General features: G+C 61.6%; 21 protein-coding genes and 1 tRNA gene. 8 read left to right on the top strand and 14 right to left on the bottom strand.

What is annotated here, in order from left to right; all coding sequences use genetic code 11:
- Nucleotides 1–837 precede the first annotated feature (837 nt).
- From EAH73_RS07925 to EAH73_RS07905, 5 genes are all read right to left on the bottom strand, one after another.
- Entirely contained in the window at nucleotides 838–2,106 is a 1,269-nt protein-coding gene (locus EAH73_RS07925) for an adenylosuccinate synthase (protein WP_140465927.1), read from the bottom strand.
- 97 nt (nucleotides 2,107–2,203) lie between these two features.
- The gene (locus EAH73_RS07920) at nucleotides 2,204–2,557 is read right to left on the bottom strand and encodes an STAS domain-containing protein (RefSeq protein WP_140465926.1); all 354 of its coding nucleotides are present in this window, start codon (nucleotides 2,555–2,557) and stop codon (nucleotides 2,204–2,206) included.
- The gene (locus EAH73_RS07915) at nucleotides 2,554–3,024 is read right to left on the bottom strand and encodes a Fur family transcriptional regulator (RefSeq protein ID WP_068239497.1); all 471 of its coding nucleotides are present in this window, start codon (nucleotides 3,022–3,024) and stop codon (nucleotides 2,554–2,556) included. Before EAH73_RS07915 ends, EAH73_RS07920 begins: the two co-directional genes overlap by 4 nt.
- 191 nt (nucleotides 3,025–3,215) lie before the next feature.
- On the bottom strand, nucleotides 3,216–3,515 hold the full coding sequence (locus tag EAH73_RS07910) for a CHY zinc finger protein (protein WP_205012973.1): 300 nt from the start codon (nucleotides 3,513–3,515) through the stop codon (nucleotides 3,216–3,218).
- Between the two features lie 43 nt (nucleotides 3,516–3,558).
- The gene (locus EAH73_RS07905; protein WP_140465923.1) at nucleotides 3,559–5,763 is read right to left on the bottom strand and encodes a RelA/SpoT family protein; all 2,205 of its coding nucleotides are present in this window, start codon (nucleotides 5,761–5,763) and stop codon (nucleotides 3,559–3,561) included.
- A gap of 144 nt (nucleotides 5,764–5,907) precedes the next feature.
- On the opposite strand from EAH73_RS07905, the gene EAH73_RS07900 reads away from it, so the two are divergent.
- The 3 genes from EAH73_RS07900 to EAH73_RS07890 all read left to right on the top strand — a co-directional run bounded on the left by EAH73_RS07900 (nucleotide 5,908) and on the right by EAH73_RS07890 (nucleotide 8,276).
- A tRNA-Leu gene (locus tag EAH73_RS07900) sits at nucleotides 5,908–5,989 on the top strand.
- Between the two features lie 104 nt (nucleotides 5,990–6,093).
- Nucleotides 6,094–7,422: a trigger factor gene (gene tig / locus EAH73_RS07895; RefSeq protein ID WP_140465922.1), complete on the top strand. Its 1,329-nt coding sequence runs from the start codon at nucleotides 6,094–6,096 to the stop codon at nucleotides 7,420–7,422.
- 146 nt (nucleotides 7,423–7,568) lie between these two features.
- Nucleotides 7,569–8,276, top strand: coding sequence for a ClpP family protease (locus EAH73_RS07890; RefSeq protein WP_140465921.1), 708 nt, complete (start codon nucleotides 7,569–7,571; stop codon nucleotides 8,274–8,276).
- 309 nt (nucleotides 8,277–8,585) lie between these two features.
- Here EAH73_RS07890 and EAH73_RS23010 read toward each other — a convergent pair whose 3' ends face one another.
- Entirely contained in the window at nucleotides 8,586–8,753 is a 168-nt protein-coding gene (locus EAH73_RS23010) for a hypothetical protein (protein ID WP_161599474.1), read from the bottom strand.
- Between the two features lie 330 nt (nucleotides 8,754–9,083).
- On the opposite strand from EAH73_RS23010, the gene clpX reads away from it, so the two are divergent.
- A complete protein-coding gene (gene clpX, locus EAH73_RS07885; RefSeq protein ID WP_140465920.1) occupies nucleotides 9,084–10,307 on the top strand; it encodes an ATP-dependent Clp protease ATP-binding subunit ClpX in 1,224 nt (407 codons plus the stop codon).
- Between the two features lie 105 nt (nucleotides 10,308–10,412).
- Here the strand turns inward: clpX and lpxB are convergent, their stop codons facing one another.
- Complete coding sequence (gene lpxB, locus EAH73_RS07880; protein WP_140465919.1) at nucleotides 10,413–11,522, bottom strand: lipid-A-disaccharide synthase; 1,110 nt, start codon at nucleotides 11,520–11,522, stop codon at nucleotides 10,413–10,415.
- A gap of 100 nt (nucleotides 11,523–11,622) precedes the next feature.
- Entirely contained in the window at nucleotides 11,623–12,036 is a 414-nt protein-coding gene (locus tag EAH73_RS07875) for a 6-pyruvoyl trahydropterin synthase family protein (RefSeq protein WP_140465918.1), read from the bottom strand.
- Between the two features lie 129 nt (nucleotides 12,037–12,165).
- Between EAH73_RS07875 and rfaD the strand changes: the two genes are divergently transcribed.
- Complete coding sequence (rfaD, locus tag EAH73_RS07870) at nucleotides 12,166–13,134, top strand: ADP-glyceromanno-heptose 6-epimerase (protein ID WP_140465917.1); 969 nt, start codon at nucleotides 12,166–12,168, stop codon at nucleotides 13,132–13,134.
- A 106-nt stretch (nucleotides 13,135–13,240) separates the two neighbouring features.
- Here the strand turns inward: rfaD and EAH73_RS07865 are convergent, their stop codons facing one another.
- The 3 genes from EAH73_RS07865 to EAH73_RS07855 form a co-directional block, all read right to left on the bottom strand.
- Nucleotides 13,241–13,504, bottom strand: coding sequence for a hypothetical protein (locus tag EAH73_RS07865; RefSeq protein ID WP_140465916.1), 264 nt, complete (start codon nucleotides 13,502–13,504; stop codon nucleotides 13,241–13,243).
- A 169-nt stretch (nucleotides 13,505–13,673) separates the two neighbouring features.
- Entirely contained in the window at nucleotides 13,674–14,681 is a 1,008-nt protein-coding gene (locus EAH73_RS07860; protein ID WP_140465915.1) for a zinc-binding dehydrogenase, read from the bottom strand.
- An 80-nt stretch (nucleotides 14,682–14,761) separates the two neighbouring features.
- A complete protein-coding gene (locus EAH73_RS07855) occupies nucleotides 14,762–15,466 on the bottom strand; it encodes a VIT1/CCC1 transporter family protein (protein WP_193560191.1) in 705 nt (234 codons plus the stop codon).
- Between the two features lie 621 nt (nucleotides 15,467–16,087).
- Between EAH73_RS07855 and EAH73_RS07850 the strand changes: the two genes are divergently transcribed.
- A complete protein-coding gene (locus EAH73_RS07850) occupies nucleotides 16,088–17,290 on the top strand; it encodes a T9SS type A sorting domain-containing protein (protein WP_140465914.1) in 1,203 nt (400 codons plus the stop codon).
- 207 nt (nucleotides 17,291–17,497) lie between these two features.
- On the opposite strand, the gene EAH73_RS07845 is transcribed toward EAH73_RS07850, so the two are convergent.
- Nucleotides 17,498–18,340, bottom strand: coding sequence for a rhomboid family intramembrane serine protease (locus tag EAH73_RS07845; RefSeq protein WP_140465913.1), 843 nt, complete (start codon nucleotides 18,338–18,340; stop codon nucleotides 17,498–17,500).
- A gap of 11 nt (nucleotides 18,341–18,351) precedes the next feature.
- Nucleotides 18,352–19,200: a hypothetical protein gene (locus EAH73_RS07840; protein ID WP_140465912.1), complete on the bottom strand. Its 849-nt coding sequence runs from the start codon at nucleotides 19,198–19,200 to the stop codon at nucleotides 18,352–18,354.
- A gap of 189 nt (nucleotides 19,201–19,389) precedes the next feature.
- Here EAH73_RS07840 and EAH73_RS07835 point away from each other — a divergent pair, with 189 nt between their 5' ends.
- Together EAH73_RS07835 and EAH73_RS07830 are read left to right on the top strand one after the other, a co-directional pair.
- The gene (locus EAH73_RS07835) at nucleotides 19,390–19,662 is read left to right on the top strand and encodes a hypothetical protein (RefSeq protein ID WP_140465911.1); all 273 of its coding nucleotides are present in this window, start codon (nucleotides 19,390–19,392) and stop codon (nucleotides 19,660–19,662) included.
- Nucleotides 19,663–19,716: 54 nt separating this feature from the next.
- A complete protein-coding gene (locus tag EAH73_RS07830) occupies nucleotides 19,717–21,516 on the top strand; it encodes a glycoside hydrolase family 10 protein (protein ID WP_140465910.1) in 1,800 nt (599 codons plus the stop codon).
- 93 nt (nucleotides 21,517–21,609) lie between these two features.
- On the opposite strand, the gene EAH73_RS07825 is transcribed toward EAH73_RS07830, so the two are convergent.
- Nucleotides 21,610–22,881 (bottom strand): hypothetical protein, encoded by a 1,272-nt coding sequence (locus EAH73_RS07825; RefSeq protein ID WP_140465909.1) that lies wholly within the window; start codon nucleotides 22,879–22,881, stop codon nucleotides 21,610–21,612.
- Nucleotides 22,882–22,894 lie beyond the last annotated feature (13 nt).

Raw genomic sequence — 22,894 nt, 5'->3', positions numbered from 1 at the left:
CACCTACTCGAAAATAGGCTGCTGTCTTGTGCACGCCTCGCCCCACTCGGGGACAAGGCCACTCAACGCGTTTCGTGGTTGAGCCGGCTGGTAAACCAACCGGCTCCCTTACTATTTGTCTGTTTCCGTCATTCAAAGAACGTACGCCGCTTCCTGTTGAAGCAACCGTGGGGCCGGCAAACCAGCCCGTTTTCATTATCCTAATCCCCGCTCTTTTCGATTGGGAGTGCAAAGGTAAGAAATATTTTTGAAAGTGTCGCAAGAAAGAAGAAATAATTTTCTTCACTGCTAACCTTCAACTCTCGCCGCTTTCAATTAAAGTCGGGTAATTTTGTGCTGATCAAATAGTTAGAGGTTATTTGAACGTTGTTGCTTTTCTTTTGGGAGTGCAAAGGTAAGTTATTTTTTTAGCTTTCCTATTTTCGAGCAAAAAAAATATTTTTTTTGCTTTGCTACAGTTGCTTCCTCTTAAAGCGGGGTGCAAAGATACAGAGACCTTTTTTAGGTTTACAAGGCTTTTGAAAAATAAATTTCAGACCCTTCTTTTATGCACCCCCGATAGCCCGATTAGCTTTTTGGGACTGCAAAGATAGCAGAATCTTATCGCAGCCGCCGCAGAAGATCCACTATTTCTCTTTAGCGACAATCTAACTGATTGATGCAATGACAGAAAAATATAGCCTTGCTCTGTTCCTAACGCACTGGGCAAGGTCGTATGGTTGGTTTACTATGCCTCATTGTGGAGAAAATCGCTCGATGCCTAACGGAAGGGCCCCACCAAACCTATGCCTGAGGCATGGGTTTGGTGGGGCCCTAATTACCCCTTTGAGGCTTCAGTTAGCGGAAAAGGGTACTTACTCTATCCGGTCCGACGCTGACGATGCGAATAGGCACTCGTAGTTCGCGCTCAAGAAATGCCAGATAGGCTTTCAAATTCTCGGGCAGTTGAGTGGCGTCCGTGATGTTGGTCAGGTCAGTGTTCCAACCGGGTAGGGTGAGGTATTCGGGGGTAATGGAGTTCAACTCGCCGGGATCGGGCAGTTTGGGAGTTGTTTCGCCCGTTGCGGTGCGGTAGTGGGTGCAAGCCTGAATTTCAGTGAAGCCATCGAGCACATCCGCCTTCATTAGGTGGAGCTCGGTGACGCCGTTAAGCATAATGGCGTAGCGCAAAGCGGGCAGGTCGATCCAGCCGCAACGCCGGGGGCGGCCAGTGACGGCTCCAAACTCGCGGCCGGCTTTACGGATCTCCTCCCCTACGGCATCTTCCAACTCGGTGGGGAAAGGACCACTGCCGACGCGGGTGCAATAGGCTTTGGTGATGCCGTACACCTTATCGATGTGGCGTGGGGCAATGCCGAGGCCGGTACAGGCGCCGGCCGAAATGGTGCTAGACGAAGTAACGTAGGGATAAGTACCAAAGTCGATGTCTAGCAGCGAGCCTTGGGCCCCCTCTGCGAGGATGCGCTTGCCTTGGGCAAGCAGATCATTGAGGAGGTATTCGGTGTCGGTGAGCTGGAGGGTGCGCAGAAACTCAATGGCGGAGAAGAACTCATCTTCCAGCTCTTCGATTTCCAGCTCCTTATTATAAGGAGCGGCAATGCTGGCGTGGTGCGCTACAGCTTCCTTATAACGCTCCTGGAAATCGGGCAGCAGGATGTGGCCGACGCGCAGGCCGACGCGGCCGATTTTATCGGAGTACGTGGGGCCAATGCCCTTGAGGGTGCTGCCGATTTTGGTATTGCCGCGGGCTTCTTCATTGATGCGGTCAAGGGCCCGGTGGGAGGGCAGGATGAGCTGCGCCTTTTTGGATATGTAGAGGTTTTTGCTCCAATCGACGCCGCGGTCGGTGAGCTTCTGCAGTTCTTCGCGGAACACGACGGGGTCGAGCACGACGCCATTGCCCACCACGTTGAGGATGTGGGGGTGGAAAATTCCGCTCGGCACTTGGCGCAGCACGTGCTTTGTGCCGTCAAAGGTGAGGGTGTGGCCAGCGTTGGGGCCCCCTTGGAAGCGGGCAACGGCGTCGTAGCTGGGCGCGAGCACATCCACGATTTTGCCTTTGCCTTCGTCGCCCCACTGGAGGCCTACTAATACGTCTACGGGCATCTTACTTGAAATTTGGGAAGCTTGGCCGGCTAGCGCCGCACCAAAAGGGTGCGGTACCTGCTGGCATTGAAAAAAATAAAGTCAAAAAAACAGCCGCCTAGGAGGAGGCGGCTGTGAGAAGTTGTTGGCGGGCGGCGGCTTCGGTGGGGGCCACCGCAAAGATGTTGTTGAGTTTGGTGAGGGCCAGCAGCTTGCGCGGGTGATCGGCGGGGTTGATGAGGACCATTTCGCCGCCGCGGGTACGGAACTTAGTGAGCAGCGACACCAGCACCCCGATGCCGGTGCTGTTGATGTAGCGAATTTCCGACAAATCAATGGCGCACTGCATGACGTCGGCCCCCAAATGCTCGTTGGCAATTTGCACGAGTGCTGCCGTATCAGGGGGCCCCACCAGGTCGCCGGCAAGGGTTACGAAAAGGATACCGTCGCGCAGGGTGCTGGTAGTGGTCATGCGGGCTCTTGGGAGCGGGCGGCCTTGGCGCGGCAGTCGCCGCAAATGCCGTAGAGGTTCAAAGAGTGGTGCAAGATATGGAAGTTCAGCAGGTCGCCCACCATCGTTTGAATGCCGTGGATGCGCGGGTCGCAGAATTCCACCACTTTATGGCATTCGGTGCAAATGACGTGGTCGTGCTGACGGTAGCCGTAGCTCTTCTCGTACTGGGCCAGATTGCGGCCGAACTGGTGCTTGCTGACGAGGCCCTGTTCCACCAACAAGTCCAGGGTGTTGTACACCGTAGCGCGGCTCACTTGCAAGTTGCGAGCCTTCATGCCGGCGTACAGTTCCTCCACGTCGAAGTGGCCTGAGCGGGCGTAAATCTCTTCTAGAATGGCGTAGCGCTCGGCCGTTTTGCGCAGGCCTTTGTTTTCGAGGTGCGCCGTAAAGATTTTTTTGACTTCCTCCAGTTTGTCCACGTTCAGCGGGGCCTGCGAGGCCACGCTGGGGGTGTGCTTGGCGGCATAGCCGGTTTCGGAGGAGCCGCCTACCTCCTGCCCTGCCGCTTTGGCGGGGCCCTTGGCAATAGCGGTGTTAGGGGAAGAGGACATTTTGGGGGAATTCACAGGACGGGGCGTAACGGGTAAAAGCAAACACCTAACAAGGCATTGGCGTTTTACATTTCAAAGTAAAGGTCGTAATGATTGGCGCAGCCGGGGTTGAAGGCCGCTTGGCACTGGGGGCAGGTATTGTGGCAGGCAAGGTACGCCGCGATGCTCAGCGTGTGGTAGCAGTTGCCGCAGAGGATAGCTTCGGTGCTGCGCTCGGCCCGGCCCCACACAACCGGCGCGTGGCCAGCCGTTTCGTTGTGGCACTGGATGCAGGCGTAAAAAGCGTCGCAGCACTTAAACTTGATGGCGATGATGTCGCGCTCGGAGTGGTAGTGGGCACACTGGGTACGCTCGTTTACACCCACGCCGTGGCAGGTAGTGGCCGCTGGGGGCCCTAAATGGGGGCCCTCAGGAGTCAAAGCGTTCTACTTGCAGCACGCCGTTCACCTTGTTCAAGCGCTGAATGAGCTTAGTGAGGTGGTCGGTGTCGTTGACGAAGACCATGATCTGGCCTTCAAAAAATCCGTCATTCGAATCGACGGTAATAGAGCGCATGTTCACTTTCAGGCTGGTGGAAATGATGCGGGTGATGTCGTTCACGATGCCTACCCGGTCGGAGCCCTTGAGACGAATGCCGGCCAGAAAGGCCAGTTCCGATTGCTCCGTCCACTTGGCGCGCACGATGCGGTTGCCGTAGTTCGACATCAAATCGACGGCGCGGGGGCAGCTGGTGCGGTGGATGATAAGGCCCTGGTCGGTTTCGAAGCCGAACACATCATCACCAGGGATGGGGTTGCAGCAGCGGGCCAAGCTGTGGTTGAACTTGGCGGTGCGCTCGCCCACCACCAGCATGTCGGGCCGCACACCCCGGATTTTCTGCACCTCCGTGTCGAACGATTTGGGCTGGAGCGCGGGCGGGCGCGGCGTGGGAATGACTTCGGTGAAGAGCGACTCGCGGATTTCGCGGCCGTCAAGCTGGCCCACTGCCAAACGGTAGTAGAAGTCCTGGGCCGTGGGCGCGTTGAAATAATTGAGCACCCGGTTGAAGTTTTCCTGCGTGAAGGCCACGCCGATCAACTCCAACCGCTTTTCGAGGATGAACTTGCCGTCCTCGGCCTTGGCACGCTTGTCGTCGCGCAGAAATTCCTTGATTTTGGAGCGGGCCTTGGACGTGGTGACGTACGTGAGCCACTCCCCGGTGGGGCGTTGCTTGTGCGAGGTCAGGATTTCCACCTGGTCGCCGTTGTGCAGCTGGTAGCTTAGGGGCTCCAGCTTCTGGTTCACCTTGGCCCCCAGGCAGCGCATCCCAATTTGGGTATGGATGTCGAAGGCGAAGTCCAAGGCAGTGGCTTTGTCGGGCAGGATGACGAGCTTGCCCTTAGGCGTAAACACGTACACCTCCTTCATAAACAAGTTCTGGCGGAACTCGTCCATGAATTCGAGGGCACTGGAGTTGTTGGTTTCCAACGACTCACGCACCTTGTTCACCCACGTTTCCAAGCTCGATTCGGCGTGAGTGGGATCAGCGGTTTTGTACTTCCAATGGGCGGCATAGCCTTTTTCGGCAATGTCGTCCATGCGGCGCGAACGGACCTGCACCTCCACCCACTGGCCGGAGCGCGACATAACGGTGGTGTGCAAGCTCTCGTAGCCGTTAGCCTTGGGCGTGCTCACCCAGTCGCGCAGGCGGTCGGGGTTGGGCTGGTAGAAGTCCGTCACGATGCTGTACACCTGCCAGCAAGCCGCCTTTTCCTGCTCCGGGGGTACGTCCAGAATCACCCGGATGGCAAACAGGTCGTACACCTCCTCAAAGGGAATATTCTGCTTCTTGATCTTTTTCAGAATAGAGTAGACGCTTTTCGGCCGGCCCTTGATTTCGAACTGGAAACCCTGGGCTTTCAGTTCTTCGTCAATCGGGTGCACAAACTCCTTAATGAAGCGGTTGCGGGCGCTCTGGCTCTGCTTGATGCGGTCCTTAATATCGGTGTACACCTCCGTATCGGTGTACTTCAGGTACAGGTCCTCCAGCTCGCTTTTAATGACGTAAAGGCCCAAGCGGTGGGCCAGCGGGGCGTAGAGATACAGCGTTTCCGAGGCAATTTTGAGCTGCTTATGACGCGGCATCGAGTCGAGCGTGCGCATGTTGTGCAGGCGGTCGGCGAGCTTGATGAGGATGACGCGCACGTCTTCGCTCAGCGTGAGCAGCATTTTGCGGAAGTTTTCGGCCTGCTCGCTGGTGCCGTAGTCGAACACGCCCGAAATTTTGGTCAACCCGTCGATAATGCGGGCCACTTTGGGACCGAATTCGCGTTCAACATCGGAAATTTCCCAGGCCGTGTCCTCCACCACATCGTGCAGCAGGGCCGATACGATGCTGGTGGTGCCGAGTCCGATTTCCTCCACTGCAATCTGGGCCACGGCCAGCGGGTGCAGGATGTAGGGCTCGCCCGACTTGCGGCGCATGTCTTTATGGGCCTCCAGGCTAGTATTAAAGGCCTTTTTGATGAGCTTGGCATCGTCGCCGTGCAGGTAGGGCTTGGCGGTGCGCAGCAGGCGGCGGTACTGGCGCAGGATTTCCTGGCGCTCGGCTTCGATATCGATGACGGGGGACATAGTAGTAAAATAACAAGCGCGGGGCGGAAAAAGTGTTGGGGCCCCTACCGCCGGGGGCCCCAACAGATAAGCGGCTGGATTTTGCGAACCTAGCGAACAATCCGTACCTTTGCGGGCCCGAAGCAATTGGCTGGGGGCATTGCCGCGGATATGGCGAAATTGGTAGACGTGCCAGACTTAGGATCTGGTGCCGCAAGGCGTGTGGGTTCGAGTCCCTCTATCCGCACTTTTTTTACAACGTTTTTCTGGCCCTCAGCTTTGCGGTTGGGGGTTTCTTTTTACCACTAACCCGATGGGTGCCCGCGCGGCGGGGGCCCTCTTTTGCCGCTAATGAACATTACGCTGGACCGCAACGACGAGCAGCTGACCGGGCTGCTGACCGTGCATCTGACCGAAGCCGACTACGCCGCCACCGTGGACGCGCAAATCAAGGATTACACCAAGCGGGCCCAGGTGAAGGGCTTCCGCCCCGGCAAAGTGCCCGTGGGCATGGTGAAAAAGATGTATGGCAAAGGCATTCTGGCCGACGAAATCAACAAAACCCTGGGCAAAGCCGTGGACGGCTACGTGAAGGAGCAAAATCTGCGCCTGCTGGGCGAGGCCCTGCCGGTGGCCAGCGACGTGGACTTCGACACAGCCAAGGAGTTTGCCTTCCAGTTTGAGCTGGGCCTGCTGCCGGAAGTGGAGTTGCCCGCCGACGGCACCGTGGAAGTGGAGCGCCACCAAGTGAGCCTCGACGACGACACCATTGAGCAGACCAACGAGCAGATTGCCCGCCAGTACGGCGAAACCACCAACCCCGACGCTTCGGAAGCCAATGACTACCTGTTTGGCAAGCTGAAGAAAGCCGACGAGGAAGGCGAAGGCCGCGCGGTGCTGCTACCCATCAACAAGGTGAAGAACGGCGCGGAGCAGTTCATCGGCGTAAAAGCCGGCGACGTGCTGACGTTTGACATGAAAAACGCGTTTGACAACGACGTGGCGGCCATTGCCGGCTTTTCGGGCCTAAACAAGGCCGATGTGGAGGCTGCCAGCGGCGACTACGTGCTGAGCGTGGAGAAAATCAACCGCACGGCTGCCCCGGAGATGAACCAGGAGCTGTTCGATAAAGTATTCGGCCCTGAGGCTGTGTCGAGCCAAGAGGAATTCGACGCCAAGGTGCGCGAAACGATGCAGCAGAACTACGACCGCGAGGCCGACGGGGCCCTGAACAATGCTATCGTGGAGAAGCTGGTGACCGGGCTCGACATCAAGCTGCCCGCCGAATTCTTCAAGAAGTGGCTGGTGCGCGCCAACGCCGGCAAGCTCACCGCCGAGCAGGTGGAGGAGCACTACAGCGACTACGAGAAGGAGCTGAAGTGGAGCCTGATCCGCAACAAGGTGGTGGAAACTGCTGACCTGAAAGTAAGCAACGACGAGATCATCAACCGCACGCTCGATAAGATAATGGGCCAGTTCAGCATGCCCAACATGCCCGACGACATGCGCGAGTCGATGCGCGGCTACGCCGACAGCTACCTCAAGCAGGATAATGGCAAGCAGTACGTGGCCGAGTACGAGGCCATTCTGGCAGAGAAAGTGCTCGAAAACCTGCGCGGCAAAGTTGTTGTTACGGACAAGCCCGTAACGGCCGAAGAATTCCGGAACCTGAACAGCTAAGCTGCGCAGGTTTTGATTCGGAAAAGCCCTTACTTTAACGGTAAGGGCTTTTTTGTTGTCCATCCATTTACAACATTAGGGCCCCGGTACCGTCTTTTGTTTTGCCACCGGGCCAGCGACTGCTTACCCCCTTATTTTTCCTTCTAATGCTGAATAAACAAGAATTCCGCAAGTTTGCCGTGAAGCACCAGGGCCTGAGCGGCCTGGGCGTGGACCAGTACATCCAACACGTGGAAGGCCAGACCCGTGGCGGCCTGATCATGCCGAGCAACATGACCCGCTCGGTAATTGAGGAGCGCCCCACGCGCTTCGCCGAAATCGACGTGTTTTCGCGCCTCATCATGGACCGCATTGTGTTCCTGGGCACGGCCGTAGACGACTACGTGGCCAACATCCTAACGGCGCAGATGCTGTTTTTGGAGTCGGCCGACGCCAAGAAAGACATCCTGCTCTACATCAATTCGCCGGGCGGGTCGGTGTACGCCGGCTTGGGCATCTACGACACGATGCAGTACGTGAACCCCGACGTGGCCACGATTTGCACCGGCCTGGCCGCTTCGATGGGCGCCGTGCTGCTCGCCGGCGGCGCCGCCAACAAACGCTCGGCCCTGCCGCACGCCCGCGTCATGATTCACCAGCCGTCGGGCGGGGCCCAGGGCCAGTCGTCGGACATTGAAATCACGGCCCGCGAAATCCTGAAGCTCAAGAAAGAGCTGTATGACATTTTGGCCCAGCACACCGGCAAAACGTACCAGGAAATTCACGACAACTCGGACCGTGACTACTGGATGCGCGCCGACGAAGCCAAAGAGTACGGCCTCATCGACGAAGTGCTGGAGAAGAAAGCCAGCTAAATCCCTGCCCCCATTTTGGGCAACAAAAAAACCCCGGCCAACTCAGCCGGGGTTTTTTATTGGGGCCCAGAGGCCAAGGTAGAATGGTGGCTGGTGCTGAAGCAGCCGGGGCGGTTAGCGGGTAAGTCTGTTGGGAGAATGGGTGGCGCGCTAGGAATGCTGGCCGGGCCGGCTTTTAGGTACCAAGCCAGTAGCTGACAGCTATTGGTGGGCAACTTTTGTTCTTGTAGCATAGCAAGCAATTGTGTCAAAAACACTAGCTGCTTGGTAATGCGCTGGCCCTTTAGGGCCCCCAGGGGCGGGGGGCGCTCAATGGCCGCCGACGACGGCCAGCCGCAAGGCCAGCGGGGCCGGGGCCGGGCCGGGCGGCAGGGGCTGGGGCACCGGCGTAGTGGTAAAAATCCAGCCCACTCCCGAAACGGACGTGACGGTGGAAGCCATGAAAACCAATTGCAAATGGTTAGCCGACGGTAGCATGGGGTAGGAATAAAATAAGAAGGTGGCCACTACCCCGGGGGCTCCTGGGGTAGCGGGGCCCCGGGGGCCCGCATCCGAGAGAAGTTGTACAAATGTATAAGCCGTGAAGTGCTTAATATACAGGTAAAACTACCCGTTTTCGTGCCCGGTGCCGGGGGGGATGCCGGCCGGATAGCGGCGGACGGCGGCCAGTCCGGGGCCCTGTATATTGGTCCACCGGGGCACCAAACGCGCCCTGCCTGGCGTTGACGGCCGCGAGCCATGTACCTTTGTATCCGTTTTGCTGGAAAAACGGGCTCCCTATTACTCCCTACTGCACTATCTTTCTCCGTGGCTGAAATATCCTGTTCTTTTTGCAACCGCAGCAAGCGCGAAGTCGCTGTTATGATTTCGGGCATCAACGCCCACATCTGCGAAAAATGCGTGGGCCAGGCCCAAAACATCCTCGACGAGGAAGCCAAGGCCCAGGAGGCCGGTAAGCAGCCCAAATTCAACCTTATCAAGCCCCGCGCCATCAAGGAACACCTTGATCAGTACGTGATTGGCCAGGATGAGGCCAAGCGTGTCATGTCGGTGGCGGTGTACAACCACTACAAGCGCCTGATGCAAAAGCCACAGGAGGACGAGGTGCAGATTGAGAAGTCCAACATCATTATGGTGGGCGAAACCGGCACCGGCAAAACCTTCCTGGCGCGCATGTTGGCCAAGATTCTGCAAGTGCCCTTCTGCATTGCCGACGCCACGGTGCTGACGGAGGCCGGCTACGTGGGCGAGGACGTGGAAAGCATCCTCACCCGCCTGCTGCAAGCGGCCGACTACGACCTGGAAGCCGCCGAACGCGGCATCGTGTACATCGACGAAATCGACAAGATTGCCCGCAAGAGCGACAACCCCAGCATCACGCGCGACGTGAGCGGCGAGGGCGTGCAGCAGGCTTTGCTGAAGCTGCTGGAGGGCACGGCCATCAATGTGCCGCCGCAGGGCGGGCGCAAGCACCCCGAGCAAAAAATGATTTCGGTGAACACCGAGAACATCCTCTTCATTTGCGGCGGGGCCTTCTCGGGCATCGACCGCATCATCAAGAGCCGCTTGAACACCAAGCCGATGGGATTCGCCAAAACGAACCTGGAGGAGCGGATTGACACCCAGAACTTCCTGCGCTATGTATCGGCCCAGGACATGAAATCGTTCGGCCTCATCCCCGAGCTGATTGGCCGCCTGCCGGTGCTCACCTTCCTCAACCCGCTGGACAAGACCACACTGCGCCAAATCCTGACCGAGCCCAAGAATTCGCTCGTGAAGCAGTACAAGCGCCTGTTCGGCATGGAAAAAATTGACCTCGACTTCACCGAAGAGGCCTTGGAATACATCGTGGACAAAGCCGACGAGTACCGCCTGGGTGCCCGGGGCCTACGCTCCATCTGTGAGAGCATCATGACCGACGCCATGTTTGAAATGCCCGACGAAGTAGGCGCCAACGAGTTGGTTATCAACCTAGGCTACGCCCGCAGTAAGTTTGAGAAGTCGCCGCTGCGGCACATGCGGGCCGCCTAGGGCCCCCAGCGAGGTTTCGCACCGAGCCAAACGAGGGAGGGGAGTGGTACAGCAGCTAATACGCTCTGTGCCACTCCCCTCCTGCTGTTTAACCTAGTGCAGGATTTATGCTTTCAGGTATTTTACCATTAGCGCGGCGGTCTTTTTAGCGGCTTGCTGCTGGCCGAGCTTGGCGCGTATTTCGGCGTAGCCGGTTTGGATTTGGGCGCGGTAGTTCTCGTCGGTGAGGAGCTTTTTTAGCTCGTCGAGCAGGTTGCGGGCGGTAAAGTCGTTCTGGATCATCTCCTTCACCACGGCACGGCCAGCAATCAAGTTCACCAGCGAGATATATGGCACCTTGATGAGCATTTTGCCAATGGTATAGCTTAAAATGCTGGTGCGGTAGCACACGATTTGGGGCACGCCGAAAAGGGCAGTTTCGAGCGTGGCGGTGCCGCTGGTGACGAGCGCCGCCGTGGCGTGGCTCAGCAGGTCGAAGGTCTGGTCGAAGAGCAGGCGGATGCCGTTGCGCTCGAAGTGCTGGTAGTAGGTGCGGTCGAGGTTATCGACGCCAGCCACCACGAACTGGTAGTCCATGAACGGCGGCAGGATGGCGAGCATTACGTGCAGCATTTCCTCGATTTCCTGCTTGCGCGAGCCCGGCAGCACGGCGATGATGGGCCGGGCCTCGTCGAGCTGGTTGCGGGTGAAAAAGTCGGCGGTGGGCACGAACTCGGCCACCGCGTCGGCGGTGGGGTTGCCGGCGTAGTCAACGGGGTAGCTGAAACGCTTATAAAATTCTTCCTCGAAGGGCAGGATAACGAACATCTTATCGACGCGGGCCTTCACCTGCTCCACGCGGCCTTCGTTCCAGGCCCAGAGCTTGGGCGAGATATAGTAGAATACTTTGAGGCCCTGGGCCTTGGCAAACTTGGCCACCCGCAGGTTGAAGCCCGCGTAATCGACCAGAATGAGCACGTCGGGCTTATAAGCCAACAGGTCCTTTTCACACTCCTTGAGGTAGCCGCGGAACTTGAGCACGCTGGTGGCCGCCTCCAGAAAACCCATGATGGACAGGTCCTGGTAATGGTGCACCAGCTCGCCGCCAACGGCCTGCATTAGGTCACCGCCCCAGAAGCGGAACTCGGCAGCAGCGTCTTCCGTGCGCAGGGCCCGCATAAGGTCGGCGGCGTGGAAATCGCCCGACCGTTCGCCGGCAATGAGGTAGTATTTCATTTTTGAATTAAAAATTATGAATTAAAAATTAAAAATTGCTCCTGCCCTGCTCAGAATAAACAGGGCATTTTTAATTCATAATTTTTAATTTTTAACCAGCTTACCCGTAGTATTCCACGAAGTTGCGGGGCGTTTCGTAGAGCTTGACGCAGTGGAGCTGGGCGGGCGTGATGGCGGGCAGCTCGCGGGCCAAGATTTGCCAGAAGGCCACGGCCAGGTTTTCGGTGCTGGCCATTTGGCCGGCCAGGAAGGGCACATCAAGGTTGAGATTTTTGTGGTCCACCTGGTCGGTCACGTGTTCTTTGATGAGGTCGGACAAGGCCTTAAGGTCCACCACAAAACCGGTATCCGGGTCGGGCATGCCCTTCACCGTCACCACCAGGTCATAGTTGTGGCCGTGCCAATTGACGTTGGCGCAGGGCCCAAAAACCTCGCGGTTGCGCTCGTCGCTCCACTTGGGGTTGTGCAGCTTGTGGGCGGCGTTAAAATGCTCGTGACGGCTAACGTAAATCATGGGATGGGCGGGGGAAACGCGCCGGCCCGCCGCTTCCCGTATTTTAGGCGCAAATATACGCTGCCCGCCCCCCGGTGGGGCCCCGCGGGCGGGCGGGCCCTACCTTTGGGGCCCCATCTTTTCTCGCTTATGATAGTCGTCACTGGTGCGGCGGGCTTTATTGCCAGCGCCCTCGTTTCCCGCCTCAACGCGGCCAATTTCAACGACGTAGTGGTTGTTGACAATTTCTCGGTGGAAAAAAAGCTGCGCAACCTCGAAGGCAAAAAGCTGCGCGAGTACGTGGACCGCGAGGATTTTTTTGCGTGGCTCGACGAGCACCACGCGCAGGTAGAATTTGTGTTTCACCTGGGGGCCCGCACCGATACCGCGGAGATGGACCCCGCCGTGTTCGACCTGCTGAACCTGAACTATTCGAAGCAGATGTGGCTGGCTTGCTGCCAGTACCAGCTACCGCTGGTGTACGCCTCTTCGGCGGCCACCTACGGCGACGGGGCCCTGGGCTACTCCGATGCCGACGACGCGCTACTGCCCCTCTACCGCCCGCTGAACCCCTACGGCGAGTCTAAGAATGACTTCGACAACTGGGCCGTGGAGCAGTCGGAGAAGCCATATTTCTGGGCCGGGTTGAAGTTTTTCAACGTGTACGGGCCCAACGAGTACCACAAGGGCCGCATGGCGTCGGTTATCTTCCACGCCTTCCAGCAGATTCAGCAGAACGGTTCGATGACGCTCTTCAAATCGCACAACCCCGACTACGTGGACGGCGGCCAGATGCGCGATTTTGTGTATGTGAAGGATGTGGTGGAAGTGTGCTTCTTCCTGCTGAACCATCGCAAAGACTCGGGCCTGTACAACCTAGGCAGCGGCACGGCCCGCACGTTTATGGATCTGGCTATGAACACGTTCACAGCGCTGGGGACCCCGGTAGACATCCGCTTCCGCGACACGCCGGAGGACATCCGCGACAAGTACCAGTACTACACCCAGGCCGACATGCGCAAGCTGCACAGCATTGGCTACCCCAACGCCTTTGCTACCTTGGAGGAGGGCATCCGCGACTACGTGCAGCAGTATTTACTGCCCGACCGGTACTATTAGGCTGCCGCGATGGGGCCCCAGGTGCTGGCGTTTTGAACGGTGGCTGAACAAGAAAAAACCGCCGGCTCTCCAGCCGGCGGTTTTTTTACGGACCAATTGGTGCGCGCTAAGCCGCCAAGCGTTGGTCGGCAGCGGGGTACATGGGTAGTACGGGGGCCTCGGTGAAGGCCGGGGCGGCCGGGCGCGGGGCCGCGTCGTCGGCGTGGCGGCGCAGGGCGCGCATGAGCAGGTACTTGTATTTCTCAGCGTCGGCCAGGGCTTGCTCCAGTGCGCGCAGGGCGTCGGGATAGGCCACTACGGGTTGCAGGTCGCGGCGCGGGCGGCGGGCTTCAAATACGTGCGGGGCGAGGTATTCGGCGGGTGCTTTCATGGCGGGAGCGGACGGGTTTTGGCAGTGGTTTATGGTTGTCTAATTAACCAAAAACACCGGTTTTTCATTCCAATATAGGGGCCCCAAGATGAAATATTACTCGCTGTATATCAGCAGTATAAAAGTTATTTAAAAGCTATTTAAAAGCTCAGATACTGCCCGCGCCGTGCTACGGCATTTGCAGCACGATTTTGCCAAACTGCTGGCCGGCTTCCATGCGGCGCAGGGCGGCTTCGGCCTCAGCCAGGGGGAAAATTTCGTCCACCATGGGCACGATTTGCTTCTCCTCCACCAACGCCAATAGGTCGTCGAAATCCTGCATTGAGCCCATCGACGAGCCCAGGATGCTGAGTTGCTTCCAGAACACCTTGCCCGGAGGAATTTGCGGGATGTTGCCCAGCGTGCCGCCGTAGAACACGATGCGGCCACCGGGTGCAGCGGCGTCGAGTAGAGCCCCGAATGGGGCTCCGGCGGCGCTGTCGATGATGACGTCGAAGGGGCCCCCGGCCTGCTTCACCAGGTCCTTCACCCAGTTATCGGCGTTGTAGTTGATGCCGCCGCGCAGGCCCAGGGCAGGCAGGCGGGCCAGCTTCTCGTCGCTACCTGAGGTGCCCCACACTTCGCAGCCGCGCGCCACGCATAATTGCGCCGCCACAATGGCCACGCCCCCGCCAATGCCCGTGACGAGCACCCGCTCGCCGGGCTGGGCCTGCGCCCGGCTGAAGGCCGCCCGGTAGGCCGTGAGGCCCGCCAGCGGCAGCGCCGCGCCCTGGGCCGCGCTGAGGTGCGCAGGCAGCGGCCGCACGTACTCGGCCGCCGCCACGGTGTACTCGGCAAACGTGCCGGGGTCGGGCATGCCGCGCACCACAAAATCTTTGGCCTGGGCGCGCTGCTCGCTGCCCCAGCGCAGTCCCGGGTACACCACCACCGAGCGGCCCACGCCTGGGGCCCCCGCGGGCACGCCAGGGCCCCAGGCGGCCACCTCGCCGGCCCCGTCGGCCCCAAGGGTGCAGGGCAGCGCAATGCCCGCGTACTGGCCCTGCTGAATCCAAACGTCGCGGTGGTTGAGGGCCGCGGCGTGGAGTTTAACGAGGATTTCGCCGGGGCCGGGCGTGGGCGTGGGCACATCGCGCAGCACCACGGGCTGGTGCACGGCATCGAGTTGAATGGCTTGCATGGGAAGAGAAGAAGTGAGAAATGAAACCCTAGAAGCTGGCTGCTGCTACGAAGTTTAACGGCCGGCGTGCCGCAGGGGCCTCAATGGCCGCCGCTTACCAGGCGCGCTACGAAGAACGCGGCACCGGCTGCCGCGGCGCCGGTGGCGGCCATCTTCAGGGCCCCCAGCACCGGGGCCTGGCCGGTGAGGCGGCTCTTGAAATACCCGAACACCAGCAGGCACATCAGCGTGATGACGCCCGACCAGAGCAGCCCCGCCTGGGGCGTAGCGGTGAGAAAATATGCACTGAGCGGCACCAGGCCGCCCACGGCGTAGGCCCCGGCAATGGTGGCGGCGCTTTTAGGGGCCTGCTTGGGGTCGGGCTCCTCCAGGCCCAGCTCGTACTTCATCATGAACCGGACCCACTGCTGCGGATCGGCAGTTAGTTCCTTGACGGCCAGGGCTTGGGTGGCGGGGCTCAGGCCCATTTCGGCCAGTAGCTCCTGCACCTCGCGGCGCTCCACGTCGGGCACGGTGCGCACTTCTTCGTGCTCGCGGGCCACTTCGGCGGCGTAGTGGTCTACCTCGGTGCGGCCGGCCAGGTAGCCGCCAAGGCCCATGGCAATGGAACCGGCCACGATTTCGGCCAGCCCGGCCGTGATGATGAGCCCCGACGACTGCACTGCCCCGCTCAGGCCAGCGGCCAGGGCAAAGGGCACCGTCAGGCCGTCGGACAGGCCAATGACGATGTCCTGCAGCATGGCCGAGCTAGTCAGGTGGTGTTCGGTGTGTATAAAGGGTGGCATGGGACGTGGGCGAGCGGTAGAAAAAGGGGGCGGGCTAGAGCCCATGGGGGCCCAGCGGTGCTTTTACGGGGCAAGCGGCGCAGGTGGTTGCCGGGGCCAGGGCCCCCGCTGCGAGCCAGTGGCCCAGCTGCCGCATTGGAAAAAGCCAAAAATAAATTACCCCTGCCCAACTGCCTTTTGCACGATGTGGCACCTTCTTTGAACTCCTCAGCTTTAACCCGGGGAAATGGAGGCACCGCAGCTAAATAGTACCGGCCAAAAGTGGTTAAGTACAAACTAGACAGCTGCCTTGTAGCTTCTTAAAATTAAAACGATTTCAGTTTTATTAAAATAGCAACAATTAGATATCTACTATACCAAGTACAGGATTTAAGCAAATTTTAAGTTAGAACCTGCGCAGTCCGGCATCCGGCCCAAGTTGCATTTTATGTTTAAAATCAGTTATTTTATGATAAAATCAGTACAAATTCAATCCTTTGCCGCCCTTTTTGGCTCCGCTTTTTTACCCGCACGGAGCCTAGGCAAACTTATCCCTTCAAAATAGTGCTAATCCTGGATAGGAGAGCACTACTTACCCTTCTGAGCACTGCGAAATCTACCCTTTTGCAGTATCCCACCGCTATGAAAATATTGACCCCCAAGCCGTGGCTTACGGCAGTAGTGAAGCGTGGCCTCGGCGCAGTTTTCGGGGCCCTGGGCGGGGGCACTGGGGGCAGCGCGCTTCTTTGTTTTGGCCTGTTTTGGCTGGCAGTGGGGGCCCAGGCGCAACCGGCCACGGCCCCGGTGGGCACCCCGGGCCTGACGGCGGACTACTACCGCGGCTACTTCTACGACGTGCTGGGGTTTTTCACGGCTAATGCCCCCGTCGTCAGCAACCGGCCGGTGGAGCAATTGAACTTTGCGGAGGCCGAAACCGACAACTTTGGCGTGGGGCCGGTGGCCACGTACTACGGCGGGGCAGGCAACCCCGACGAGTTCAGCGGGCGCTTCCGGGGGCAGCTATACGTGACGGCGGCGGGGCCCCATACGTTTTACCTGGGCTCGGACGATGCGGCCTACCTCTTCCTCGACGGCAACCCGCAGCCGGTGGCGACGAACCAGGGCGATACGTTCCCGTTCCGCGAAACGACGGGCACCCGCACCCTGGCGGCTGGCCTGCACACCGTGCGGGTGCTGTACGGCGAACACGGCGGCAGCCAGGGCCTGGTGCTGCAATACGCCGGGCCCAACATGCCCAAGCAACTGGTGCCCAACGGCGTGCTATACGCCCAGCCCACGGGGCCCCTGCGGCCAGTACTCACGCGGTTTGAGGCGGTGGCCAACAACCTGCGGGTAGACCTGAGCTGGGCCACCGAGGCCGAGGAAAACAGCACGGCCTTCGTGGTGCAGAAATCGACGGACGGCGTAGTATTTACGGAGCTGCTGCGCCAGCCCGGCGCGGCGCCGGGGCCCCATAGCTACGCAGCGGTGGACGTGCAGCCGGCCATCGGCCTGAATTTTTACCGCCTCCAGCAGCTGCGCAGCGACCGGCCGCCGGTGTACTCGCCCATCAAGGCGGTGGAAATTGTGCCCGTGCCCTACGTGGTGAGCGTGTACCCGGTGCCCAACAACGGCAACTTTTTCATCAAGGTGCAGCCCGCCAACATCGAGTCGGGCATGTTGGAATTGACGGACATCAGCGGCCGCCGCATGTACCGGCAGCGCATTGAGCTGCGCAACGGCGCGGCCCAGCAAGTGCGGCCCAACTTGGCCACCGGCATGTACATCCTCTACTTCACCACCGAGGCCGGCACGCTGGTGCAGAAGATGCTGCTGGGCGGCTAAGGCGGCTTTATCGGCTAGGCATCAGGTAAAGCCGCGTTTTCAGCCTCAGCGGGGCGGCCCGTCGGTAGCGCTACCCAAGAAGTTTGTATTCAAAAGCCCCGGCGGGGCGACCCAAAGCCAGTGCGGCTGGTTGGGTCGCCCCGCCGGGGCTTATCCTTCAAGTGCCACGCCTTGCTAACGGCAGGCCGCCCCGCTGGGGCTACCGTGTTACTCGGTCGGGCGCAGGCCCACCAGGGCCAGCGGGCCGGCCACCAGGGCCCCCAGCAGCAGGCCGCCGAGGTGGGCGGCGTTGTCGATATTGCCCGACAGGCCGGCCACCAAGTTGCTGAGCACCAGGTACAGCACCAGCCCCAGCATGGCGCGGCGGTCGAATTTATCCAGCACCAGCTTTTTGCTGAGCAGCAGGGTCAGCAGCAGCCCGTAGAGCCCGAAAATGGCCCCGCTGGCCCCCACCGAGTTGATGCCGTTGCGGTGGTACCAGAGCGTGGCCAGGCTGCCCGCTACCCCGCTGGCCAGGTACACGGCCAGCAGGCGGGCCGCCCCCACCCGGGCTTCCAGCAGCACGCCCAGCAGCCACAGGCTGAGGGCGTTGAGCAGCAGGTGGGCCACGCCGCTGTGCACAAATACGCTGGTGAGCAGCCGCCAGGGCTCGCCGGGCAGCGTGCGGCTGCTCACGTTGGAGCCCCAGCGGGCCAGCTCGTGGCCGGTGGGGTCGGTGGCCGACACGCCGCTGGCCGTCATGGCCGCCCACACCAGCAGGTTGAGGGCCAGCAGCAGCGGCGTGGCCCAGAAGCGGCGCGAGGGCAGCAGCCCCCGCAGCGTGGGGCCCCAGCCGGTGGGGGCCGGCGGCGCGGCCGGGGCCCCGGCGGGCGCGGCGGGGGCCGGCACCAGGGCCCGGCGCTGCAGCTCGGCCACGGCGGCGGCACCCACGGCGGGCGGGTAGCGGGCAGCATTTTGGGCCAGGTAAAACAGCTCGGCATCGGGCCGCTCGGCGAAGTGGGCCAGGGCGCGGGCGGTGCCGGCGTCGGGCGCGGCGGGGGCGTCTTCCATGGGGCCCGCGGCTACATTCCCCTGAGCACCACGCGCTTGTAGGGCTGCCCCGACACCGGCGACACCGGCACGAGGCCTCCCATGGCATCCTGCACGTCCAGGGTGCGGTTCACGATTTCCTTGTCGGAGCGGAAGCGGTCTTCGGGCAGCAGGGCGGGCAGGTCGGTGAGGATGTGCTGCTGGCCGCTGGCGGCGTCGTTCATGCGCTGGAGCTGGGCTTTCAGCGTGGGGCCGAAGCGGTAGCCGTACATAGTGGCACGGTTCCAGGACTGCCAGGCTTCGCGCACCAGCCGGGCCTGCTCGGCAAATTCGGGGCCCGTCTTGCCGGTTTCGGCCAGGCCGGTGAGGTACTCGGTCTGGGTTTCGGCGGTCCAGAAGCGCTTGGCCAGCTCGCGGAACTGGCGCATCTGCTGGGCATCGGTCTGCTCGGCGGCGGGCACCGGGCGCAGCTGCTGGGCAATGGTGCGGGCCACGGCCCCGTCGTAGTTGGGGATGGCGTGGGTGGGAGCTTCCTCCAGCTTGGGCGGGGGCAGGCGGCGCTTGGCTTCGAGGCGGGCCCGGGCGGCGTCGGCCTCGGCGTCGCTGTTTTGCTTGAGCCAGTAGGTACCGCCGCCCAGCACCAGCAGCCCCAGGCCGAGGGCCACAGGCTTGAGCCAAGTGCGCGGCGCGGCGGCATCCGCTACAGGGACGGTGTACTCCGCAAGGGGCGCGGGGGCCCCGGGCAGCGCCACGCCGCGGCGGCGCAGCTCCTGGGCGGCCCCGGCCACCAGCTCGGGCGCGTATTGGGCGGGATTCTCAACGAAAAACAGCAGTTCGGCGTCGGTCTTTTGCGAATAGAAATCGGAAGCAGCAGCGGCCACGGAAATAGGGATAAGGGGATGCGGGGGAATAGAAACGGGCGCTGCCGCGCCGGCCGCCGGGGGCCCCGGCGCGGCAACGCTGCCCCAAGTTCGCGCGCCGCGCCCAAACCGCGGCCGCGCGCCGCCGTAAACCTTCGCACGAAGCCGCCGGACGCGCGGCTTTTATGCCTCACTTTTCCTTTCCCTGCCATGCCCGCTCCTGAGCAAAACCCCACCGACCCCCGCCCCGACACCGCCACCACCGGGGGCCCCGCCACCAACCAAGGCGTTGACAAAGACCAGAACGCCAGCGGCAACCCCGAGGCCGGTACCGCCGACGACGGCGCCATCCCCAACAGCACCCAGGAAAACATGGGCGACGGTGCCGGCATCCGCGGCGACTACGGCGACGCCAGCCAAACCAACGGCCTCGAAGGGGGCCCCGACCAGCCCAAAACCGACACCGAGCTGACCGGCTCCTGAGGCTAGGGCCCGCGGGGCGTCGTAATTTGCATCCTTTCCACTTTTCCCGCCGGAATGCTTGTAGTGCTGCGACGCCCCGTTTTGCTGGTTTTTTTGCTGCTGTTGGGCGGGCTGGGGGCCCGGGCCCAGGGCCCCACCGACTCGCTGGCCGCCCCGCCGCCCAAGCGCGAGCTGCGCGGCTTCTGGATTGCCAGTGTTGAAAACATCGACTGGCCCACTGCCCGTGGCGAGTCGCCGGTGCAGTACCGGGCCGAGTACCGCCGCCTGCTCGACGCCGGCCAACGGGCAGGCCTGAATGCCGTTTTCGTGCAAATCCGGCCCGCGTCCGACGCCCTCTATAAATCGGAGCTGGAACCCTGGAGCAAGTGGCTCACCGGCCAGCAGGGCCGGGGCCCCGTCGGCGACGCCGACCCCCTCCCCTACCTCATCAGCGAGGCCCACAAGCGCGGCATGGAATTCCACGCTTGGTTCAACCCCTACCGCGCCAGCCTCGATACCGTGACGCGCCGCCTGGGGGCCCTGCACCCATACCGCACCCATCCTGAGTGGTTTATCTGGTACGGCAAAACGCTGCTTTACAACCCCGGCCTGCCCGCGGTGCGCGCCCACATCACCCGCGTGATTATGGACGTGGTGCGGCGCTACGACATCGACGCGGTGCACTTCGACGATTACTTCTACCCCTACCAGGAGCCGAAGCTGGTGTTTCACGACGAGGCCACGTTTGCCCAGCGGCCCGAGCAGGACATTGCCCGGCTCGACGACTGGCGGCGCAACAACGTCAATATCCTAATCCGGGACTTGCACGACAGCATCCGCACGGCCAAGCGGTGGGTGAAGTTCGGCATCTCGCCCTTCGGCGTGTGGATGAACAAATCGGCTGACCCCAACGGCTCCGACACCCGCGCCGGCCAGCCCAGCTACTCGGCCCTGTACGCCGACACGCGCCTGTGGCTGCAAAAAGGCTGGATCGACTACGTGGTGCCGCAGCTGTACTGGAGCACCAATTTCCGGCTTGTGCCCTACGCAACCATGCTCGATTGGTGGACGCGCAACCGCTACGGCCGCCACCTCTACATCGGCCACGGCACCTACCGGATGCTCGAAAGCACCCGCTCCGACACCACCTGGCGCAACCCGCGCGAGCTGCCCCGGCAAGTGCGCCTCAACCGCAGCTACGCCGGCGAAGCCAGCGGCAGCGTGTTTTTCTCGGCCAAATCCTTGCGTGAAAACCCGCTCCACACCACCGATTCGCTGCGCCTGGACCTGTTTAGGGCCCCCGCCCTGGTGCCCACCATGCCGTGGATGGACGCCGTGCCGCCGCGCCCCGTGGCGGGCTTCGCCCTCACGCGGGCCGGCCGCGTGGCCACGCTGAGCTGGCAGCCAGGGCCCCCGGCGACCGACGGCGACGTGGCCGCCTACTACGTGCTCTACCGCTTCGGGCCCGGCGAATACCCCACCCCCGACGACCCGCGCTACATCATCGGCCTGCCCCGCGCCACCCCCGGCCGCGGCACCACGTTCATCGACACCACGGCCCAAGAGGGCCTCTCCTACGCTTACTACCTCACCGCCGTCGACCGCCTCCACAACGAGAGCCGCCCCGTGAACCTGCGCACCAACGGCGCACTGCCTACCGAAATCGTAATGGCCGCGATGCCCGGCCTGGCCGCCGCGCCCGCCCCGGCCGTGGTGCCCGCGCCCGCCGCCGCGCCGGGCACCTCCACCCTCACGTTCCCCAAGCTGGGGGCCCTGGGCCAGCCCACCGAGCCCGACAACGCTACCAAGTTCAAAGTCAAAACGAAAACCAAGAAGCGCGGCTTCTTCGGCCGCCTTTTTGGCGGGGGTGATTGAGAGTAGCGGGCTCGCAGCCTCCACGCCTGCTAATGCAAAAGGCCCTTCTCCGCGCGGAGAAGGGCCTTTTGCTTGGCTGGGGGCCCTGGCGGGCTACAGCGCCTTGATGCTGAAACTCACCGTCACATCAGTAGTAGAAGTGCGGTTGATGGCCGTCACTTGCAGGGCTTCGTACTGGTCGAGGCCGCGCAGTTTTACCAGGATGACGTCGCCGACCACGATGTTGTCGAGGGTGGCAACTTGGGCCGTGGTGGCGGCGGCGGTGTAGGCTTGGCGCACGCTGGTGAGCGTGGCCGCCGTGTATACGGCAGTGGTGGAGCGCACAAAGCGAGTCGTGTTCAGGGCCCTAAGCTGCACCGCGTTGCTGGCCGTGCTGCTGATGGTGAGGTCCTTCGTGGTGACGGCCGAAGCGGCGGCGACGGGCGCGAACGTGGTCAGGTCGTAGGCGGCCAGGTCGCCGCCGGTGGTGCCGGCGTAGGCCAGCGCGCCGGTGCGCACGGTGCTGCTAAAGGCCGTGGGGGCCCCCACGGCCACGCCGGTGGCCGGCGTAGCCGAGGTGCGGCGCGCGGGGGCCCTAACGGTAGCTTCGAAACGGAACGTAACTATTTGGCCGGCGCTGCCGGCGGGCAGGGGCTCGTCCACGTTCAGGGTGGTGGCGGCGCCGGTGGCGGTGAGCTTGCGGCGGTCAATGCGGCGCTCGGCGGCGGTGCCCACCTTGGCGTACACGTTCAGGCTGTCCAGGTCTTTGTACAAAATGCCGGTGGCGGTGCTGGCCGAGGCCGTGGTGATGCCGCCCGCGTTCAGCGTCAGGTTGTAGCGCACCACGTCGCCGGGGGCGTTGCCGGTGGAGGCGGTGCCGAGCGTCACGTTGGTGGGGCCCGAGTTGACGGCCACGGTGGGCGTGGCTTCGGCCAGGCGGAAGTTGAAGCTGGCGTACTTGGTTTGGCCGTTTTGGGCGTCCACGCGGGCATCTACGCGCACGTTGGCCTTGTTGGCGCCGGCGGGCACCACGTAGTTCACCACCAGCGTATCGGCGTTTTTGCGCTTCGAGAAGGCCGGGGCGTAGGCGATGGTTTGCACGATGGTGGAGTCGCGGCTGGGCTCGATTTTTTGCAGAATCACAACCTGCTTCAGCGGCGAGGTTTGCTGGGCAAACTGCACTTCAATCGGCACCACTTCGCCGGTGGTCAGCTTGAGGTTGGTGCCCGTGCCGGAGCCTACTTGGGGCGTGACCACCACGCTGCGCAGCGTAGGAATTTGGCCGCCCACCTCGGTAAAATAGGTGTCGATGTCTTTTTTGCAGCCACTGGCCAAGCCGGCCAGGGCCAGCGCCGCGCCCAGCAATTGGAGAGAAGTGATTTTCATGGGAAGGAAAAGC

The organism is Hymenobacter nivis (assembly GCF_006439025.1).
Taxonomy (GTDB): Bacteria; Bacteroidota; Bacteroidia; order Cytophagales; family Hymenobacteraceae; genus Hymenobacter; species Hymenobacter nivis_A.
Note: the sequence above shows the minus strand (reverse complement) of the source record. Positions and strands in the feature narration are given on the sequence as shown.